Here is an 18,066-nt window from a genome sequence, read left to right on the forward strand (position 1 = left end):
TCGCCTCGCGCCGCGCACACAGAAGAGGCAGCACCCTGACTACGACGTTCCGAGCACTCGGGATCCTTCCCGAGACCGCCGAGGCCCTCGAAGCCGTCGGCATCACCACACCCTTCCCCATCCAGGAGATGACCCTGCCCGTGGCCCTCACGGGCACGGACGTCATCGGCCAGGCCAAGACCGGCACCGGCAAGACGCTGGGCTTCGGCCTCCCGCTCCTCGAGCGCGTGACCGTCCCCGTCGACGTCGAGGCGGGCCGTGCCAAGCCCGAGGACCTCACCGACGCCCCGCAGGCGCTCGTCGTCGTCCCCACCCGCGAGCTGTGCGTCCAGGTCACCAACGACCTGCTGACCGCCGGCAAGGTGCGCAACGTGCGGGTCGTCGCCATCTACGGCGGCCGCGCCTACGAACCCCAGGTGGAAGCCCTGAAGAAGGGCGTCGACGTGGTCGTCGGCACCCCGGGCCGGCTGCTGGACCTCGCCGGGCAGAAGCGGCTGAACCTCAAGCACGTCAAGTGCCTGGTCCTCGACGAGGCCGACGAGATGCTCGACCTCGGCTTCCTCCCGGACGTCGAGAAGATCATCGACATGCTCCCGGCCAAGCGCCAGACCATGCTGTTCTCGGCCACCATGCCGGGCGCGGTCATCGGTCTCGCGCGGCGCTACATGTCGCGGCCCACGCACATCCGCGCCACCGCGCCGGACGACGAGGGCGTCACCGTCGCCAACATCAAGCAGTTCGTCTACCGCGCGCACTCCATGGACAAGCCGGAGATGGTCGCCCGCATCCTGCAGGCCGAGGGCCGCGGACTGGCGATGATCTTCTGCCGGACCAAGCGCACGGCCGCCGACATCGCCGAGCAGCTGCAGCGCCGCGGCTTCGCCTCCGGCGCGGTCCACGGCGACCTCGGCCAGGGCGCCCGCGAGCAGGCGCTGCGCGCCTTCCGCAACGGCAAGGTGGACGTCCTCGTCTGCACCGACGTCGCCGCGCGCGGCATCGACGTCGAAGGCGTCACCCACGTCATCAACTACCAGTCCCCGGAGGACGAGAAGACGTACCTGCACCGGGTCGGCCGCACCGGCCGCGCGGGCGCGAAGGGTACGGCGATCACGCTCGTCGACTGGGACGACATCCCGCGCTGGCAGCTGATCAACAAGGCGCTGGAGCTGGACTTCAACGACCCGGCGGAGACGTACTCGAGCTCCCCGCACCTCTTCACCGACCTCGGCATCCCCGAGGGCACCAAGGGCGTCCTGCCGCGCTCGGAGCGCACGCGCGCCGGGCTGGACGCGGAGGAGCTGGAGGACCTCGGCGAGACCGGCGGCCGCGGTGGACGCGGCCGCGGTGACCGGGGCGGCCGGGGCGGCCGGGGCGAGGCACGCTCCGCCGACCGGGACCGTGACCGCGAGGGCGAGCGCGCGGCGCGTACACCGCGCCGACGCCGCCGCACCCGCGGCGGCGCACCGGTGGACCCGTCCGCGGGCGCCGCTCCGAACACGCCCGCGGCTGGTGGTACGTCCTCCGAGGCGCCGGCGGTCGACGCCCCGGCCGCCGAGGAGGCGACCGCGACCCGCACCCCGCGCCGCCGCCGGCGCACGCGCGGCGGGGCCTCGGCCCAGCCGGAGGCGCGGGCCGACCGGGCGACGACGGCGGAGGCTCCCGCCCCCGAGGCCGCCACGACCGCCGCCCCTGCCGCAGCGGCCGAAGCGGCCGAAGCGGCCGAGGCAGCCGAGGCCGTGGTGGACACCGCCGAGGGCGCGCAGGAGCAGCCGCAGTCCAGGCCGCGCCGCCGCACCCGCAAGCCGGTCGCCGAGCAGGCCGCCGAGGCCACGGAGGCCGCCGGGATCCCGGCGCAGGCCGCCGACGGTCCGGACAGCGCCGCAGTGGCGGTGGCCGACACCGTCGAGGCCGGCGAGAGCAAGCCCCGCCGCCGCACCCCCAAGGCCGCCGCAACGGCGGAGGCACCGGCCGAGACCGAGGCAGGGGCCGGGGCCGGGGCCGCCGAGGCGGCCAAGCCCCGCCGCACCCGCAAGGCGACCGCCACCGCCGAGGCGGCCGTGGACACGGCCGAGGCCACGGAGGCCCAGCCGCGCCGCCGCACGCGCAAGGCGACGGCCGCGACGGAGGCTCCGGAGGGCGCCGTCGAGGCCAAGCCGCGCCGCACCCGCAAGGCCGCCGAGCCGGCCGCCGCTGTCGAGGCCGAGGCCCCGGCGGCGGGCGAGGAGGCGGAGGCCAAGCCGCGCCGCCGCACCCGCAAGGCGACCGCCCCGGCCGCCGAAGCGGTGGAGTCCGCGGAGGCCGTGACCGCCGAGGCCAAGCCCCGCCGCACCCGCAAGGCAGCGGCGGCTACCGCGGCCCCCGAGGCGGCGGTGGACGCCGCCGAGGGCGCCGTCGAGGCCAAGCCGCGCCGCCGTACCCGTAAGGCCGCCGAGCCGGCCGCCGCGGAGATCCCGGCGCAGGCCGCCGCCGAGCCGGAGGCCAAGCCGCGCCGCCGCACCCGCAAGGCGACCGCCCCGGCCGCCGAAGCGGTGGAGTCCGCGGAGGCCTGAGCCACGGTCCCCGGCCGCCGGCCCGGGGAGACGTGAGTGCACGGGCAGCACCCGACGGCCCGGTCCACACCGTGTGGACCGGGCCGTCGGCGTTCCCCCACGGCCGGACGCGCGGGATGTCCGGTTCGGGTGCGCACGGACGGCCGCGGCCCACGCCCGCCGGCCCGGACCGATAACCTCGGCTCATGAGCAGGCCTCCCTCCTTCGTTCCGCCGCCCGGCGCCCGGGCGTACCGGCTGCGCACCGCCCGGGGCGAGTTCGCCGTGGTCGACGCGCCCGTCGCCGCCGGCGTCGAGGCGCGCGGCACCGTGCTGCTGCTGCCGGGGTTCACCGGGAGCAAGGAGGACTTCAACCCGCTGCACCGGCCGCTCGCGGCGCGCGGCTACCGGACGGTGGCGGTGGACGGGCGGGGCCAGTTCGAGTCGGACGGCCCCGAGCACGACGAGTCGGCCTACGCCCAGGAGGAACTGGCGCGGGACGTGCTCGCGCAGGCGGAGGCGCTCGGCACCCCGCTGCATCTGCTGGGCCACTCGCTCGGCGGGCAGATCGCCCGGGCCGCCGTCCTGCTCGACCACTCCCCCTTCCTCTCGCTCACCCTGGTGGCCTCCGGCCCGGCGCAGATCTCCCCCTCCCAGCAGCAGCGGGTGAAACTGCTGCGGGACGCGCTCGAGGTGATGCCCATGGCCGCCGTGTGGGAGGCCATCCAGGCGATGGAACCGCCCGAGGAGACCGACACCGGCGCGGAGGTCGACGCGGGCCTCGACGACCGGGAGGACCTGCGCCGCCGCTGGCTGGGCAACAAGCCGGCCCAACTGCTGGCCACCGGACGGCAGTTGTGCCTCGAGCCGGACCGGGTGGACGAACTGGCCGCCGTGCCGCTGCCGTTCCACGTGCTGTCCGGCGCGCTGGACGACACCTGGCCGGTCTCCCTGCTCGACGACATGGCGCGGCGGCTGAACGCCCGCCGCACGGTCGTCGCGGGCGCCGAGCACTCCCCCAACTGCGAGCAGCCGTCCGCCACCGCCCGTGCCCTCGCCGGCTTCTGGGACACGACGGGCCCCGGCGCGTCCCGCGATTCGGCCGGGGCTGTGTGACGATCCACTAGAACCGCGTGTGCAGGTGCTCCCAGAAGCCGTCGCGCAGGGCGCGGCGCAGGTCGGCCTGGCCGCGCAGCGAGTACTGCAGCAGGCCCTCGGCCTCGACCAGCAGGTCCTGGTCCACCGACCCGGGCAGATAGGGATGGCCGGGCAGGAGTTCCACCAGGGCGTCCCGGCCGCGCGCGGCGAGCCACTTGGCGGCGATCTGCGCGCCCACGAAACGCACGTCCTCCCGCGTCGGCCGGGCCGCGTTGGCCGTGTTGTCGTAGGCGGCCGGTGTGCGCCGGGAGACGTACGGCTTGAAGAAGTCGAGGTCGAGGGTGCGCTGGCTGTCGACCTCCCACAGCAGCGGCTCGGCCTGGTTGCGGCCCTCCGGGGCCTCGATGCCCCACAGGTGGACACGGGCGCCGTAGCCCTGCGCGGCCTCCACCGCCGAGACGAGGTCCTCGTCTCCGCCGAGGAGCGCCGCGTCGCTGATGGCGCGGTGCCGGGCCAGTGACTCCAGGTCGGAGCGGATGAGCGAATCCACGCCCTTCTGCTGGTTGTTGGCGTTCAGATTGCCCAGCCGCACCTTGACGTCGGGCAGTTCGGCGATGGACTGCTGCTCGGCGGTGTGGATGCGGCGCCGGGCGCCGTCGTACCAGTACACGCGCAGCAGCCGGCTGTCGGCGAAGACGGTGCGGGCGCGGTCGATGAGCGCGTCGATCAGCCCCTCGGCGTCCAGGTCGAAGGCGCGGCGGTCCTCGGTGCCGGCCACCAGTCGTCCCGCCGCCGCGTAGAGGTACCCCGCGTCGACGAAGATCGCGTGGGTCGAGGGCGTCTTGGCCACCTCGGCGAGCATGCGTTGCAGCAGCTCGTTCGTGCGGTCGATGCGGGCGCCGAGCGCCGCGAGGTCGTCGTTCATCGCGTCCCATTGTCCCGGCGGTCACGCTGCGAACACAACCGGTCCCGATCGGTCCGACGGAGCTGTCTTACTGGTCAGTAATTAGTCGTTCGAAAAATTTCTTTAGCGTAGGGAATGTTTGTAACCGGCACGCCGTTGCATAGGTACGGAACACCCGGCCTCACCGCCCCGTGCACCGCTCCATCCATCTCCAGTAATTCTCCGCAGGAGGATGACCAGACGAAGGGAGAAGCCCATGCGCTTCGAGATCATGCGACTCGACGAGGTCGACGGCACCCCCGTGGACAGCACCGTCGTGGACGCCGCCTCCGTCAACCGGATCGTTCAGCAGGCCGCCGCCATCGGCCAGCGGCTCTGGATCCGCCCGGCCGCGACTCCGGCCTCGTAACGCAAGCGGATCACCGAAGAAGCTTCGGAGCCCCCGTACGGCACGCGCACTCGCGCTCGCCGTACGGGGGCTCCGTGCGTCGGCGTCCCGGGCCGGCCCGCCCGGCCGCCCGGCCGCCCATACGCCCGCACGCCCGCACGCCCGCACGCCCCTACGACCCCTACGCGCCCCTACGGAGACTCAGGCGCCGTGGACGACCTGCATCACCCCGTTGATGATCTGCTGCACGGCGATCGCGGAGAGCATCATGCCCGCCAGCCGGGTCACCAGCACCACCCCGCCGTCCTTGATCACCCGGATGATCAGCAGCGAGTAGCGCATCACCAGCCACAGCACGACGTGGATGGCGACGATGGCCGTCCACACCGAGACCTGGGTGGCCACGCTGTCGGCCTTCTGCACGGCGAGGATGACGGACACGATCGCGCCGGGCCCGGCCAGCAGCGGCATGCCGAGCGGCACCAGGGCGACGTTGACGTCCTTGGTCTGCTGCGGCTCGTCCGTCTTGCCGGTCAGCAGGTCCAGCGCGATCAGCAGCAGGAGCAGGCCGCCCGCGATCATCAGCGCCGGGACGGACACGTGCAGGTAGTCGAGGATCTGGTGGCCGAGCACACCGAAGACGGCGATGACCCCGCCGGCCACGCAGACCGCCTGGAAGGCCATCCGCTTCTGCACCTTGCCGGGGCGTCCGGCGGTCAGCGCGAGGAAGATCGGGGTGATCCCGGGGGGATCCATGATGACGAAGAGGGTGAGGAAGAGGGAGCCGAAGACGGCGGCGTCGAACATCGCTGAGCAGACCTTGCCGAAGAACGTGGTGACATGCGGAACGGAGGGCGCCGGCCGGGACGCGGGCGCGGAGCCGGCAGCGCGGCACGGCGTCGTACGACGCCGCGTGAAGGGTGTGACGTGGACGGGGGCGGGCCGGCCGGCCTCGCGGGCTCAGGCCCCGCCGGTTCCCGGCACCGGGAACGCCCCGGTCGCCCGCCGCGTGATCTCCCCGTACACCTCGGGGTCCGTGGTGAACGCGCCGAGCGCCACGGTCTTGCGGCTGCCGTGGTAGTCGCTGGAGCCGGTGACCAGCAGGCCCAGCTCGCCGGCCAGGCCGCGCAGCCGGGCCCGGGTGTCCGGGTCGTGGTCCATGTGGTCGGCCTCGATGCCGTCCAGCCCGGCGGCGGCCATGTCCGCGATCGCCGACTCGGGGACCGTACGGCCCCGCTTGACGGCCGCCGGGTGGGCGAACACGCAGACGCCGCCGGCGCCCTTGACCAGCCGGATCGCCTCGAACGGGTCCGTCTCGTGCTTGGGCACCCAGGCCCGTCCGCGGTCGGCGAGCCACTGCGGCGTGAAGGCGTCGTCCACGGTCGGGACGACGCCCAGCTCGACCAGGGCGGAGGCGATGTGCGGCCGGCCGACCGAGCCGTCGCCCGCGATCCGCGCGACCTGCTCCCAGGTGACGGGCACGCCCAGTTCGTTCAGCTTGGCGATCATGCTCTTGGCCCGCGGCACCCGGTCGTCACGGACCAGCTCCCGCTCGGCGAGCAGCGCCGGCTCCTCCGGGTCGAACAGGTAGGCCAGCATGTGCATGCTGACGCCGTCGATGCGGCAGGACAGCTCGGCGCCGGTGACGAGGGTCAGCCCCTCGGGCAGCGCCGCGACCGCCTCGGCGTGGCCGCGGGTGGTGTCGTGGTCGGTCAGCGCGACGACGTCCAGTCCGGCCGCGGCGGCGTGGCGCACCAGCTCGGCCGGGGAGTCCGTGCCGTCGGACGCGGTGGAGTGGGTGTGCAGGTCGATGCGCACGACGCGGACTCCAGCGGTGACGGGGCGGAAGCGGACACCCAAAGGATAACGGGGACGCGGGCATGCCCTGTCACACCCGCACGTCGGTCACGCCCCCTACACCCCGGGGGCGCGCGGGAGCCGCCGGGCGAGGCACGGCCCGACACCACGGGAGGAGGCCCACCGCGCGGAGGGCGATGCGGCACCACGCGAGTGTCACCGGACGAGGGCCGGTGCGGCACCACGCGAGAGTCACCGCACGAGGGTCGGCGCGGCGCCCGCGCGACGGGCCCCCGCGTGAGCCCCCGTACGGCAGGGCGGCGGCCCCTGAAGCGCCTGGCGGACCAGCGGCCCCCTACGGCCGCAGCAGGCGCGGTGAGAGCGCGCCGCACGGCACCAGTTCCACCTCGGCGCCCGCGTCGCGCAGATCGGCCAGCACCAGCTCGTCGTACATCAGCAGTCCGGACTGCTCGGGCCACACCACCGCCCACAGCCACAGCCCGCGCGCCTCGCCGGCGAAGACGGCGCGGTCGGCGGGGGTGCCGGAGACAAGCCAGAGCGGGGTGGGGCGCCCGCCGGCGAGGACCTTGGCGTCCGGGGGCTTCTCGACGTTCAGATACGGGCCGGGGTCCGGGCCGTCGATGCCGGCGTAGCGCGCGCCGAGGCCGACGCCCAGCTCCTCGGCGACCAGGATCAGCTCGCCCATGCCGCCGAGCGGTCCGGGTCCGGAGCAGGCCACGGCCGTGGCCCGGCCGCCGCTGCGGTCGTCGCCCGCGCTGGCCACGCCCGTGAACAGCCAGCCCACCGGCAGCGGCCACGGCATCCACACCGGTACCTGCGTACGGTGCACCACGACATCGAGGGCCTCGACGCTGGGCGGGATCACGGGCTGCAGTGGATGCACCGTGCCGTGCACATCGCACTGCCAGGAGTCGCTGAAGAGTCCGGGAGCCCTGACCCGGCCACCACACTTCGGGCAACTGGGTTCGCCCCTCATAGGGCCCCACGGTCCTACCCCGGCAGCGCCGCGTCAAGGACGATCACCCGTCCGGGCGGAACCGCGCGAGCCGGAAGTGATACGTGCGCATTGCATTTATTAGCCGCACTAACTTAGTGTGTGTATAAGCCAACTATCACCACCCCCCTCACCACCCCCTCACCACCCCTCCGGATTGGAGAAGGCATGGCCGCGGATCCCTTCGACGCGGGTGCGGGCAGCATCCTGCGGCAGCCGAAGGCAGTGTGGGCGACGGCCGGCGCGTCCGTCGTCGCCTTCATGGGCATCGGACTGGTCGACCCGATCCTGCCCTCCATCGCGCAGGGCCTGAACGCCACTCCCAGCCAGGTCTCCCTGCTGTTCACCTCGTACTTCCTGATCACCGCGTTCGCCATGCTGGTGACCGGCTTCGTCTCCAGCCGCATCGGCGGGCGCAGGACGCTGCTGCTGGGCCTCGCCCTCGTCGTGGTCTTCGCCGCCCTCGCCGGCACCTCCGGCTCGGTCGCCGAGCTGGTCGGCTTCCGGGCGGGCTGGGGACTGGGCAACGCCCTCTTCGTGTCCACCGCGCTCGCGGTCATCGTCGGCGCGGCGGCCGGGGGCAGCGCCGCGGCGATCCTGCTCTACGAGTCGGCCCTCGGCCTCGGCATGGCGTGCGGGCCGCTGCTGGGCGCCGTGCTCGGCGACGCGAGCTGGCGCTACCCGTTCTTCGGCACCGCGTTCCTGATGGCCGTCGGCTTCCTGTGCGTCGCGGCGTTCCTGAGGGAGCAGCCGAAGCCGGCCCGCCGGACCTCGCTGCTCGACCCGGTCAGGGCGCTCGGCCACGGCGGTCTCGCCTCGGCGGCCGTCTCGGCGTTCTTCTACAACTACACGTTCTTCACCGTGCTGGCCTTCACGCCGTTCGTGCTGGACATGACGCCGTACAAGTCCGGCGCGGTCTTCTTCGGCTGGGGCGTGCTGCTCGCCGTGTTCTCGGTGATCGTGGCGCCCCGGATGCAGGAGCGGTTCGGCTCGCTGAAGGTGCTCGGCGGCTCGCTGGTGCTGCTCGCGGCCGATGTGCTGGTGCTGGGCTTCGGCGACCACACGACGGCGATCGTGTGCACCGTCCTGTCGGGCGCGTTCATCGGCGTGAACAACACCGTCTACACCGAGCTGGCCCTCGGTGTGTCGGACGCGCCGCGCCCGGTGGCGAGCGCGGGTTACAACTTCGTGCGGTGGTTCGCCGCCGCCGCGGCGCCCTACTTCGCGCCGAAGATCGAGGAGTGGACGGACATGCGGGTGCCGTTCGTCGTCGCGGGCGCCACCGCCCTGCTGGGCGCGCTGGTGGTCCTCGTACGGCGCCGCTCCCTCACTCACGAGGCGGAGGAGCTCCAGCCGCGGCACGCCGCCGAGGACGGCGTCGCCGTCTTCGCCAACTGACCGTTCACGCAGGCGCGTCGGGCACGCGGGCGCACACGCCGGAGCGTCCGGGTTCAGGCGCCCGCGCCCGGGCCGGTGACCTTGGTCACTCCGGGGTCAGTCCAGCGGGACGGACCGGCGGGCGGGGTCCCTCAGGTCCGTCCCGTTCGTCAGCCAGCGCTCCTGGAGGGCCCCGGCGCCGTGCACCCGCTTCCAGGCGGCCTCGTTCGGCGTCATCGGCAGCAGCGGCAGGAACCGCACGGGCTCCATCGGCTCGTCCAGCTCCAGGTCCTCGACCAGGCCGCCCGGCTCGGCCACCAGGACCGAGGTGAACGGGGCGCCCGGCCACAACGGCCCGCCGACGTCCAGCGAGGCCCCCGGCGCCACGACCACACCTTCGACCTGCGGGGACGCGCCGAGCACGGCGAGCGGCCGGAGCACCTTGTCGGTGTCGGCCAGACCGGCCCGCACCGAAAGGACGAGCTCGGCGCGCGGCCCCCTGAGGGGGTCGGCGACCATCGCGGTGGGGTCGCTCATCGGCTGGGCGGACATGCCGAGCGTGGCGTACCGGACGACGTCCCCCTCGTGGAAGCGCAGTACCTCGACGCGGTCCGCGCCGAGGAAGGTGACCGAGGCACGCGCGTCCGGTTCGCCCAGGGCGCTGCGCAGCCGGGCCTCGACCAGAGGAAGAACATCTGCCATGCGGCGAGCATAGAACTCGTCAGCAGCGGGCAAAGCAGCGCCTTGACACACCGGGCGACTGGTACCCTGAGCCGGTGGTTCGGGCAGCATGCAGAAGCATCGCGTATCGAGTCCCGACACCGATGAGAATCCCCCAGTGGGATGGGATCGTCCCTCACCAGGGACCGGCCGGAGGAGGTGGGGCTGTCATGGATCGAAGTCGACCGTGCAGTACCACCCGCTCTTCCGGCTGTTGATGGAGTAGCCGTCAAGGCTCCGGTGCACTGTTCCCGCTCCGGCTGGCTGCCGCCTTTCACCGTCGTGCCCTCGGGCGCGTCACGCGGAAGAGCACTTCGTTTGTTTGCCTGATCTGTCTGATCTGACCCAGCGACGAAACTCGCCACCGCGACGGTGCGGTGCTCCCCGCTTTGTGGACGTGCCAAACATCCGGAAGTCAGGACGTCCTCATTCCGGGCAGTTCCAACCGCCGTCGGCGGCGCCTCGTCGCCTGCCGCGAAGGAGCCCTGCCATGTCGATGATCCGTGACCTGCGCGCCGTGGTCCGCCCGTCCCGCCCGGCGCCCCGCAAGGACGGCGGCGGCTACGACACCACGCGCGACCCGGCCACTCCCTCCGCCGTCGTCGACTGCGCCGTCTACCGCGACGGGGCCCGCGTCACGACGCCGGGACCGCTCACCCCGCAGGAGGCGATGCGACTGGTACGGCGCGACGGGGGCTTCGTGTGGATCGGGCTGCACGAGCCGACCGAGGCGGAATTCGCGGGGATCGCGGGGGAGTTCGGACTGCACCCGCTGGCCGTCGAGGACGCCGTCCAGGCCCACCAGCGGCCCAAGCTGGAGCGCTACGACGACTCGCTGTTCACCGTCTTCAAGACCATCCACTACGTCGACCACGACCGGCTCACCGCCACCAGCGAGGTCGTGGAGACCGGCGAGGTGATGTGCTTCACCGGGCGGGACTTCTTCATCACCGTCCGGCACGGCGGCCAGGGTTCGCTGCGCGCGCTGCGGCACCGGCTCCAGGACGACCCCGAGCTGCTGGCCAAGGGCCCCTCGGCGGTGCTGCACGCCATCGCCGACCACGTCGTCGACGGGTACATCGCCGTGGCGGACGCCCTCCAGGACGACGTGGACGAGGTCGAGACCGAGGTGTTCACACCCGGCCGGGGCGGCACCGCGCGCGGCACCGACGCCGGGCGGATCTACCAACTCAAGCGCGAGGTCATGGAGTTCAGGCGCGCGGTGGCGCCGCTGCTGCGGCCCATGCAGCTGCTGAGCGAGCGGCCGATGCGGCTGGTCGACCCCGACATCCAGAAGTACTTCCGGGACGTGGCCGACCACCTCGCGCGCGTCCAGGAGCAGGTCATCGGCTTCGACGAGCTGCTGAACTCCATCCTCCAGGCCAACCTCGCCCAGGCGTCGGTGGCGCAGAACGAGGACATGCGGAAGATCACCGCCTGGGCCGCGATCATCGCCGTGCCGACGATGGTCTGCGGGGTGTACGGCATGAACTTCAGCTACATGCCGGAGCTGCACTGGAAGTACGGCTACCCGGTGATCATGAGCATCACGGTGGCGATCTGCCTCGGCATCCACCGCACCCTGAAGCGCAACGGCTGGCTGTGAGGGGGCGGCCGGCTGCGCGAGGGCGGCCGGCTCTGATGGGGCGGCCGGCTGTGCGGGGGCAGCCGCCGGGGCCGGTCGCCGGGGTGCCGGGGCCGGTCGGCGGGGCCGGGGCTCGCGGGCGTCTCGTTAGTCTTCTGCCATGACAAGCGAGCTGCTCGGCCAGGCCCTCGTCGAGGAGGCCACGAAGAAGTCCGGCCTCATCTGGGTCAAGGGTCCCGGTGTCCCGGCCCGCGCCCTGTGGCACGTCTGGCACGAGGGCGCGGCCTGTGTGGTCGGCGACGGGCCCGGTGAGCAGCCGATGCCGGGGCTGGCCGACGGGGGCGCCGCCGAGGTGACCGTGCGCAGCAAGGACAAGGGCGGGCGGCTGGTCACCTGGGCCGCGCGGGTCGTGGAGCTCGCGCCCCGGTCCGAGGCCTGGGAGGCGGCGGTGGCCGAGCTGAAGGGCAAGCGGCTCAACGCGCCCGACGGCGAGGCGATGACGGAGCGCTGGGCGCGCGAGTGCCGGGTACTGCGCCTGGAGCCGGCCGGCGACCGGGCGCCCCTGCCCGAGGACTCGCTCGCCGCGCCCCCGCTGCCGACGCCGGCCACCACCCGCCGGCCCGCGCCGGCGGGACTGCCCAAGCTGCTGCTGAAGAGACGACGGCGCGCGTAGCCGGGCGCAAGGGCCGGCCGCGCCACTGCCCGCGGCCGCCGCGGAGGACCACCGCGGCGGCGGGGGAAGGAGAAGGCCGGATGGCACCAAGGACGAGCACCGCGCACGCGACGGCGGGCCGCCCGGCGGGGGCCGGGGGTCCGCCGGGCCCGGTGCCGCCGCGGGCGGGCCGGACGCCGCGGCCGGCGCGGGCGCTACGACGTGGGAAGCTGCTTGCCGTAGTCGACCGTGTCGTTCTTCTCCGGCTCGGTGAGGGAGAAGGGCTTGCCCCAGTCGGAGAAGGTCAGGGTGCCCGCGCCGCCCGCGCGGACCAGGCGCAGGGGGTAGGGGGTGCCCTCCAGGGAGACGTCCAGGGTGCCGCCGGAGCCGTCGTCGCCGGTGACCCGGATCGTCCGGACGCCGGACTGCTCGTGGTGGCCGTCGGTCGCCAGCGTGCCGTGCAGCGTCAGCAGCCCGTCCAGGAGGACGTTCTTGTCCGTGAAGCCGCTGAACCGCTTGTACGCGGGGTCGCCCTGCGGCACCTTCACGTACTTGCCGTCGAGCTTGTCCGCCGCCCCGGTGTCGTCCTTGCCGCCGGCGTCGCCGTCGGCGTGGCTCCAGAACTCCGCGTCCGCCTTCAGGAACAGCTGCGAGCCCACCCGCAGCAGCCCGAAGGTGACCCCCTGCGAGGTGACCGAGCCGGTGGCGCCCCGGGACTTCAGGCGCATGTCGAGCCGGTACGTACGGCCGTTGCTGACCACGTTGCCGGACAGGTGCACCGTGGCCGCCGAGTCCGCCGCCGCCCTCGTCCGGCTCTGGATCTTCTCGGCCGGCAGCTTGCCCACCCCGTTGGTGCCCGCGTCCGGGTCGTCCCCCGAGCACCCCGTCAGCCCTGTCCCGGCGACGGCCAGCGCGCACAACGCGCTCGCCAGCACTGCCCGGCGGGTACGGCCCTGGGGGATCGCAGACACAGGTGGGGCTGCCTTTCTGACGGGGGTGGTCGCGCGGCGTACGGCAGCGTACCGGGGCCGCGACAGGCGGGCGGAGCCAGCTCGTCCGGACCCCTCACCAGGGCGTATCCGAACAGGACGGGCTAGCCTGAAGCCCACCTGAGCGGGCAATTGGGAAAAGGAACCCACCCCATCCACCACGTCACACGCATCACGTGTCACCAAGCCACGCAAAGGAGGCGCAGCCATGGCAGCGGGCGCCCCCCGGATCTTCGTCTCGCACCTCTCCGGCGTCGCCGTCTTCGATCCGAACGGCGACCAGGTGGGGCGCGTACGCGATCTGGTCGCCATGCTGCGGGTCGGGCGGAGGCCGCCCCGCCTGCTCGGACTGGTCGTCGAACTGTCCACCCGGCGCCGCATCTTCCTGCCCATGACCCGGGTCACCGGCATCGAGTCCGGCCAGGTCATCACCACCGGAGTGCTCAACGTCCGACGCTTCGAGCAACGCCCCACCGAGCGGCTCGTCTTCGGTGAACTGTTCGACCGCCGGGTGACGCTGGTGGAGACGGGCGAGGAGGTCACGGTCCTGGACGTGTCGGTGCAGCAGCTGCCGGCCCGCCGGGACTGGGAGGTGGACCGGGTCTTCGTCAGGAAGGGCAGGAAGGGCGGGGCCTTCCGGCGCAGCAAGGGGGAGACCCTGACCGTCGAGTGGTCCGCGGTCACCGGCTTCTCGCTGGAGGAGCACGGGCAGGGCGCGGAGAACCTGCTCGCCACCTTCGAGCAGCTGCGCCCCGCCGACCTCGCCAATGTGCTGCACCACCTCTCCGCCAAGCGGCGGGCGGAGGTCGCCGCGGCCCTGGACGACGACCGGCTCGCCGACGTCCTGGAGGAGCTGCCCGAGGACGACCAGATCGAGATCCTCGGCAAGCTGAAGGGGGAGCGCGCGGCCGATGTGCTGGAGGCGATGGACCCGGACGACGCCGCCGACCTGCTCGCCGAGCTGCCCGAGGAGGAGCAGGAGCGGCTGCTCGGCCTGATGCAGCCCGCCGACGCGGCCGACATGCGGCGGCTGCTGTCGTACGAGGAGCACACGGCGGGCGGTCTGATGAACCCCGAACCGATCGTGCTGCGGCCCGACTCGACCGTCGCCGACGCCCTGGCCCGGGTGCGCAACCGGGACCTGTCGCCCGCGCTCGCCGCCCAGGTCTACGTCTCCCGCCCGCCCGACGAGACCCCGACCGGCAAGTACCTGGGCACGGTCCACTTCCAGCGGCTGCTGCGCGAACCGCCGTACACCCTGGTCGGCTCGATCCTCGACGACGACCTCCAGCCGCTCGCGCCCTCCGCCGCGCTGCCGGTGATCGCGGGGTTCTTCGCCACGTACGACATGGTGGCGGCGCCCGTCGTGGACGAGGCCGGCTCACTGCTGGGCGCGGTGACGGTGGACGACGTGCTGGACCACATGCTGCCGGACGACTGGCGGGAGACGGAGTTCCATCTCGAGGAGGACACGCCGGACGGCACACATGAGGCCGGGGGCGGCGGGGGCGCCGCGGCGGGCGGCGCGCGGGGTGCCGCGGCGGGCGGTGGAACGCGCGGCCGGACGGACCGGGCGGCGGACGAGGGGGCGGCCGGCCATGGCACCTGAGCGCGAGAGCACCCGCGAGCGGCTGCCGGCGGGGGCCACGGCGGCCCCCCGGCAGCGCACCCGCCTGGACCAGCCGCGCCCGACGCGGCGCCGGCTGCTGCCGGAGTGGGACCCGGAGGCCTTCGGGCGGCTTTCCGAGCGCATCGCGCGCTTCCTGGGCACCGGGCGGTTCATCGTCTGGATGACCGTGGTGATCATCGTGTGGGTGCTGTGGAACGTGGCCGCGCCACGGCACCTGCGCTTCGACGAGTACCCGTTCATCTTCCTGACGCTGGCGCTGTCCCTGCAGGCCTCCTACGCCGCCCCGCTGATCCTGCTGGCGCAGAACCGGCAGGACGACCGGGACCGGGTCAACCTGGAGCAGGACCGCAAGCAGAACGAGCGGTCGATCGCCGACACCGAGTACCTGACCCGGGAGGTCGCCGCGCTGCGCATGGGCCTGGGCGAGGTGGCGACCCGGGACTGGCTCCGCTCGGAACTGCAGGACATGGTCAAGGAACTCGAGGAACGGCTCGACGGGCACCGCCGGCCGCACGTATTCCCGGCAGAACACCCGCGCGCACGTGACGTGGATGACCGCTGACGGGGGTCCCGGGCCCGCCTCGGCGCGCCGTACCATCGTCCTTATGGCTACGGAAGACGCGGTGCGCGACGCGCTGGCGACGGTGAACGACCCCGAGATCAACCGACCCATCACCGAACTCGGCATGGTCAAATCGGTGGAGATCGGCGCGGACGGAGCGGTCGCGGTCACCGTGTACCTGACGGTCTCCGGCTGCCCCATGCGCGAGACGATCACACAGCGGGTCACCGACGCGGTCTCCCGCGTGGAGGGCGTCACCCGCGTCGACGTCTCGCTCGACGTGATGAGCGACGAGCAGCGCCGGGAGCTGGCGGCCGCGCTGCGCGGCGGCCAGGCCGAGCGCGAGGTGCCCTTCGCCAAGCCGGGCAACCTCACCCGGGTCTACGCGGTGGCCTCCGGCAAGGGCGGCGTCGGCAAGTCCTCGGTGACGGTGAACCTGGCGGCGGCGATGGCGGCCGACGGGCTGAAGGTGGGCGTCGTCGACGCCGACATCTACGGCCACAGCGTGCCGCGCATGCTGGGCGCGGACGGCCGTCCCACCCAGGTCGAGAACATGATCATGCCGCCGTCGGCGAACGGCGTGAAGGTCATCTCCATCGGCATGTTCACCCCGGGCAACGCGCCGGTGGTCTGGCGCGGCCCGATGCTGCACCGTGCGCTCCAGCAGTTCCTCGCGGACGTGTACTGGGGCGACCTGGACGTCCTGCTGCTGGACCTGCCGCCCGGCACCGGCGACATCGCGATCTCCGTGGCCCAGCTGGTCCCCAACGCCGAGATCCTGGTGGTGACGACGCCGCAGCAGGCCGCCGCCGAGGTCGCGGAGCGGGCCGGCTCCATCGCCGTGCAGACCCACCAGAAGATCGTCGGCGTGGTCGAGAACATGTCCGGCCTGCCCTGCCCGCACTGCGGCGAGATGGTCGACGTCTTCGGCACGGGCGGCGGCCAGCTCGTCGCCGACGGCCTGAGCCGCACCACGGGCACCACGGTCCCGGTCCTCGGCTCCATCCCGATCGACGTCCGGCTGCGCGAGGGCGGCGACGAGGGCAAGCCGGTCGTGCTGAGCGACCCGGAGTCCCCGGCGGGCTCGGCGCTGCGGTCGATCGCGGGCAAGCTGGGCGGCCGGCAGCGCGGGCTGTCGGGCCTGTCGCTGGGCATCACGCCGAAGAACAAGTTCTAGTACGGGCCGCCTGCGGGCGGCTGCCGTGCCCACGACCGTCAAGGGCGCCGTCTCCGGGAGACGGCGCCCTTCGGCGTGCCGGGCCGTACGGCGGTGTGCCGGGCCCGTCGGGGCGGGGTGCCGGGCCCGTCAGGCGGCGTGCGGCCCGTCAGGCGGCGGCGGGCCGGTCAGGCGTACGTGGTGATGTCGTTGATCACGGCGAAGCCCAGGCCGTACGCGCTCATGCCCCTGCCGTACGCGCCCACGTGGACGCCCTGCGGGGTGGAGCCGGCGAGGACCCAGCCGAACTCGGACTCCCGGTAGTGGAACGGCGTGGGAACGCCGTCCACGGGCAGCGACAGCGACGACCAGGCGGGGCCGGACAGGTCGTCGGCCAGCACCCAGGCGGTCTCCGTCTGCTGCTCCAGCCAGTCGTCCCGCAGCGCGTGGTCCATCTGCCCGGGCCAGGTGAACGACAGCAGCCCCACCCCGGCCAGCCAGGCCGCCGAGGACACCGAGGTGGCCTCCAGCAGGCCGGTGCCGTCCGCGCTGCGCCGCACCGGGTTGGCCGCGACGGTGACCACGACCGCGAACCGCTCCCTGGGGTCGTCCGGCGAGCCGGACGCGTACTCGTTGCGCACGGAGGGCTCGTCGCCGTGCCCGGTCGAACCGTGCTCCACCGAGCCGTCCGCCGAGGTACCGACCTGCATCAGCCAGCGCGGCCCCGTGAAGGCCTCGTCGAGGCCGTACCACGGGAAGGGCGCCAGCAGGTAGCCGTCGACCGTGCCCCGGGCGGGGGCGAGCCGCTGTCCGCCCTCCGCGGCCGGCGCCTGCGCGACCGTCCTACTCGTCGTCTCCATGTGCCCGGACGCCTCCTCGCTCTCGTCGGACCGGGACGGCCCGCCCCCCTTCGGGCGTACTCGTCCGGTCCGCACAACAACTCGGCAGCATATCCACCCCGCCTCCGTGAGCCGGGCAAAGCGCCCGCCGCGTGGGTCGCGGAACGGGCGGGTTCAGGCCGCGCACGGCCCGCGCGCGGTATGAAACGCGTCACGTACGGCCGTACGGCGCGGCCCGTGGGGCGGGTGGGTCCGGCGCCACGTCGGGTGCGGTGGGTGGTCGCGGTGTTCCTGCGCCGCGGGCGGTGCGTGGGCCGGGCGGGCGATACGGCGACGCGCCGGTCCGGGTGGTCTCAGGTGGCGTCCGCGTCGAAGGGCGGGTGGTCGTCGCGGCCGGCTCCGTCGCGGCCCTTGGTCATGTCGATCCGGCCACCGGAGGGCGACGCCCCGGACGAGGCGGACGAGGGGGACGAGCCGGGCGAGGCGGACAGGTCGCCGTCGCGGCTGTGCACCGCGTCCGTGACCTCGGCCATCTCCTTCTTCAGGTCGAAGCCGTTGCGGATCTCCTTCAGCCCCAGTTCGTCGTTCTCCAGCTGCTTGCGGATGAACGTCTTCGGGTTGAGGTCCTCGAATTCGAAGTCCTTGAACTCCGGGCCCAGTTCCTGGCGGATGTCGTGCTTGGCGCTCTCCGAGAACTCCCGGATCTTCCGGACCGTGCGCATCACGTCCTGGACGACCTTGGGGAGCTTGTCCGGACCGAACACGAGCACGGCCAGGACGACGATCGTCACCAGCTCGAGCGGTCCTATGTCATTGAACACCTGAAG

General features: G+C 73.3%; 17 protein-coding genes. 9 read left to right on the forward strand and 8 right to left on the reverse strand.

Going from position 1 to position 18,066, the window contains the following annotated elements:
• Window positions 1-128: 128 nt before the first annotated feature.
• A complete protein-coding gene (locus ACI2LW_RS00575) occupies window positions 129-2,549 on the forward strand; it encodes a DEAD/DEAH box helicase (RefSeq protein ID WP_404728911.1) in 2,421 nt (806 codons plus the stop codon).
• A 185-nt stretch (window positions 2,550-2,734) separates the two neighbouring features.
• Entirely contained in the window at window positions 2,735-3,643 is a 909-nt protein-coding gene (locus ACI2LW_RS00580; RefSeq protein WP_404728912.1) for an alpha/beta fold hydrolase, read from the forward strand.
• A 7-nt stretch (window positions 3,644-3,650) separates the two neighbouring features.
• Here the strand turns inward: ACI2LW_RS00580 and ACI2LW_RS00585 are convergent, their stop codons facing one another.
• A complete protein-coding gene (locus ACI2LW_RS00585) occupies window positions 3,651-4,550 on the reverse strand; it encodes an NYN domain-containing protein (protein ID WP_404728913.1) in 900 nt (299 codons plus the stop codon).
• A 235-nt stretch (window positions 4,551-4,785) separates the two neighbouring features.
• Between ACI2LW_RS00585 and ACI2LW_RS00590 the strand changes: the two genes are divergently transcribed.
• Window positions 4,786-4,938, forward strand: coding sequence for a hypothetical protein (locus ACI2LW_RS00590; RefSeq protein ID WP_404728914.1), 153 nt, complete (start codon window positions 4,786-4,788; stop codon window positions 4,936-4,938).
• A gap of 180 nt (window positions 4,939-5,118) precedes the next feature.
• On the opposite strand, the gene ACI2LW_RS00595 is transcribed toward ACI2LW_RS00590, so the two are convergent.
• From ACI2LW_RS00595 to ACI2LW_RS00605, 3 genes are all read right to left on the reverse strand, one after another.
• Window positions 5,119-5,724 (reverse strand): MarC family protein, encoded by a 606-nt coding sequence (locus ACI2LW_RS00595; RefSeq protein WP_404728915.1) that lies wholly within the window; start codon window positions 5,722-5,724, stop codon window positions 5,119-5,121.
• A gap of 153 nt (window positions 5,725-5,877) precedes the next feature.
• Window positions 5,878-6,735 (reverse strand): PHP domain-containing protein, encoded by an 858-nt coding sequence (locus tag ACI2LW_RS00600; protein ID WP_404728916.1) that lies wholly within the window; start codon window positions 6,733-6,735, stop codon window positions 5,878-5,880.
• Between the two features lie 334 nt (window positions 6,736-7,069).
• Entirely contained in the window at window positions 7,070-7,711 is a 642-nt protein-coding gene (locus tag ACI2LW_RS00605; protein ID WP_404728917.1) for a DUF6758 family protein, read from the reverse strand.
• Between the two features lie 186 nt (window positions 7,712-7,897).
• Here ACI2LW_RS00605 and ACI2LW_RS00610 point away from each other — a divergent pair, with 186 nt between their 5' ends.
• Window positions 7,898-9,127, forward strand: coding sequence for an MFS transporter (locus tag ACI2LW_RS00610; protein ID WP_404728918.1), 1,230 nt, complete (start codon window positions 7,898-7,900; stop codon window positions 9,125-9,127).
• 96 nt (window positions 9,128-9,223) lie between these two features.
• Here ACI2LW_RS00610 and ACI2LW_RS00615 read toward each other — a convergent pair whose 3' ends face one another.
• A complete protein-coding gene (locus ACI2LW_RS00615) occupies window positions 9,224-9,808 on the reverse strand; it encodes a suppressor of fused domain protein (protein WP_404728919.1) in 585 nt (194 codons plus the stop codon).
• Between the two features lie 508 nt (window positions 9,809-10,316).
• On the opposite strand from ACI2LW_RS00615, the gene ACI2LW_RS00620 reads away from it, so the two are divergent.
• On the forward strand, window positions 10,317-11,432 hold the full coding sequence (locus tag ACI2LW_RS00620; protein ID WP_404728920.1) for a magnesium and cobalt transport protein CorA: 1,116 nt from the start codon (window positions 10,317-10,319) through the stop codon (window positions 11,430-11,432).
• A 139-nt stretch (window positions 11,433-11,571) separates the two neighbouring features.
• The gene (locus ACI2LW_RS00625) at window positions 11,572-12,084 is read left to right on the forward strand and encodes a hypothetical protein (protein WP_404728921.1); all 513 of its coding nucleotides are present in this window, start codon (window positions 11,572-11,574) and stop codon (window positions 12,082-12,084) included.
• A 194-nt stretch (window positions 12,085-12,278) separates the two neighbouring features.
• On the opposite strand, the gene ACI2LW_RS00630 is transcribed toward ACI2LW_RS00625, so the two are convergent.
• Complete coding sequence (locus ACI2LW_RS00630) at window positions 12,279-13,034, reverse strand: hypothetical protein (protein WP_404728922.1); 756 nt, start codon at window positions 13,032-13,034, stop codon at window positions 12,279-12,281.
• Between the two features lie 226 nt (window positions 13,035-13,260).
• Between ACI2LW_RS00630 and ACI2LW_RS00635 the strand changes: the two genes are divergently transcribed.
• From ACI2LW_RS00635 to ACI2LW_RS00645, 3 genes are read left to right on the forward strand one after another with little or no spacing between them, the layout of a single operon-like run.
• Entirely contained in the window at window positions 13,261-14,661 is a 1,401-nt protein-coding gene (locus tag ACI2LW_RS00635) for a magnesium transporter MgtE N-terminal domain-containing protein (protein ID WP_404728923.1), read from the forward strand.
• Window positions 14,651-15,244, forward strand: coding sequence for a DUF1003 domain-containing protein (locus tag ACI2LW_RS00640; protein ID WP_404728924.1), 594 nt, complete (start codon window positions 14,651-14,653; stop codon window positions 15,242-15,244). Before ACI2LW_RS00635 ends, ACI2LW_RS00640 begins: the two co-directional genes overlap by 11 nt.
• Before the next feature lie 43 nt (window positions 15,245-15,287).
• Window positions 15,288-16,421 (forward strand): Mrp/NBP35 family ATP-binding protein, encoded by a 1,134-nt coding sequence (locus ACI2LW_RS00645; RefSeq protein ID WP_404728925.1) that lies wholly within the window; start codon window positions 15,288-15,290, stop codon window positions 16,419-16,421.
• 167 nt (window positions 16,422-16,588) lie between these two features.
• On the opposite strand, the gene ACI2LW_RS00650 is transcribed toward ACI2LW_RS00645, so the two are convergent.
• Both ACI2LW_RS00650 and ACI2LW_RS00655 read right to left on the reverse strand, forming a co-directional pair.
• Window positions 16,589-17,260 carry a hypothetical protein gene (locus ACI2LW_RS00650; protein WP_404728926.1) on the reverse strand — a complete coding sequence of 224 codons (672 nt, stop codon included), beginning with the start codon at window positions 17,258-17,260 and terminating at the stop codon, window positions 16,589-16,591.
• 332 nt (window positions 17,261-17,592) lie between these two features.
• Window positions 17,593-18,060, reverse strand: a complete 468-nt coding sequence (locus ACI2LW_RS00655; protein WP_404728927.1) for a sec-independent translocase — start codon at window positions 18,058-18,060, stop codon at window positions 17,593-17,595.
• Window positions 18,061-18,066 lie beyond the last annotated feature (6 nt).

It is taken from the genome of Streptomyces sp. NPDC004065, assembly GCF_044903565.1.
Taxonomy (GTDB): domain Bacteria; phylum Actinomycetota; class Actinomycetes; order Streptomycetales; family Streptomycetaceae; genus Streptomyces.

What these genes read in the sequence shown, in the direction of transcription:
- ACI2LW_RS00580 (WP_404728912.1), top strand. Translation starts at nt 2,735, where the DNA reads ATGAGCAGGCCTCCCTCCTTCGTTCCGCCGCCCGGCGCCCGGGCGTAC.
- ACI2LW_RS00640 (WP_404728924.1), top strand. Translation starts at nt 14,651, where the DNA reads ATGGCACCTGAGCGCGAGAGCACCCGCGAGCGGCTGCCGGCGGGGGCC.
- ACI2LW_RS00605 (WP_404728917.1), bottom strand. Translation starts at nt 7,711, where the DNA reads ATGAGGGGCGAACCCAGTTGCCCGAAGTGTGGTGGCCGGGTCAGGGCT.
- ACI2LW_RS00615 (WP_404728919.1), bottom strand. Translation starts at nt 9,808, where the DNA reads ATGGCAGATGTTCTTCCTCTGGTCGAGGCCCGGCTGCGCAGCGCCCTG.
- ACI2LW_RS00595 (WP_404728915.1), bottom strand. Translation starts at nt 5,724, where the DNA reads ATGTTCGACGCCGCCGTCTTCGGCTCCCTCTTCCTCACCCTCTTCGTC.
- ACI2LW_RS00650 (WP_404728926.1), bottom strand. Translation starts at nt 17,260, where the DNA reads ATGGAGACGACGAGTAGGACGGTCGCGCAGGCGCCGGCCGCGGAGGGC.
- ACI2LW_RS00590 (WP_404728914.1), top strand. Translation starts at nt 4,786, where the DNA reads ATGCGCTTCGAGATCATGCGACTCGACGAGGTCGACGGCACCCCCGTG.
- ACI2LW_RS00620 (WP_404728920.1), top strand. Translation starts at nt 10,317, where the DNA reads ATGTCGATGATCCGTGACCTGCGCGCCGTGGTCCGCCCGTCCCGCCCG.
- ACI2LW_RS00635 (WP_404728923.1), top strand. Translation starts at nt 13,261, where the DNA reads ATGGCAGCGGGCGCCCCCCGGATCTTCGTCTCGCACCTCTCCGGCGTC.
- ACI2LW_RS00645 (WP_404728925.1), top strand. Translation starts at nt 15,288, where the DNA reads ATGGCTACGGAAGACGCGGTGCGCGACGCGCTGGCGACGGTGAACGAC.
- ACI2LW_RS00575 (WP_404728911.1), top strand. Translation starts at nt 129, where the DNA reads ATGACCCTGCCCGTGGCCCTCACGGGCACGGACGTCATCGGCCAGGCC.
- ACI2LW_RS00625 (WP_404728921.1), top strand. Translation starts at nt 11,572, where the DNA reads ATGACAAGCGAGCTGCTCGGCCAGGCCCTCGTCGAGGAGGCCACGAAG.
- ACI2LW_RS00610 (WP_404728918.1), top strand. Translation starts at nt 7,898, where the DNA reads ATGGCCGCGGATCCCTTCGACGCGGGTGCGGGCAGCATCCTGCGGCAG.
- ACI2LW_RS00585 (WP_404728913.1), bottom strand. Translation starts at nt 4,550, where the DNA reads ATGAACGACGACCTCGCGGCGCTCGGCGCCCGCATCGACCGCACGAAC.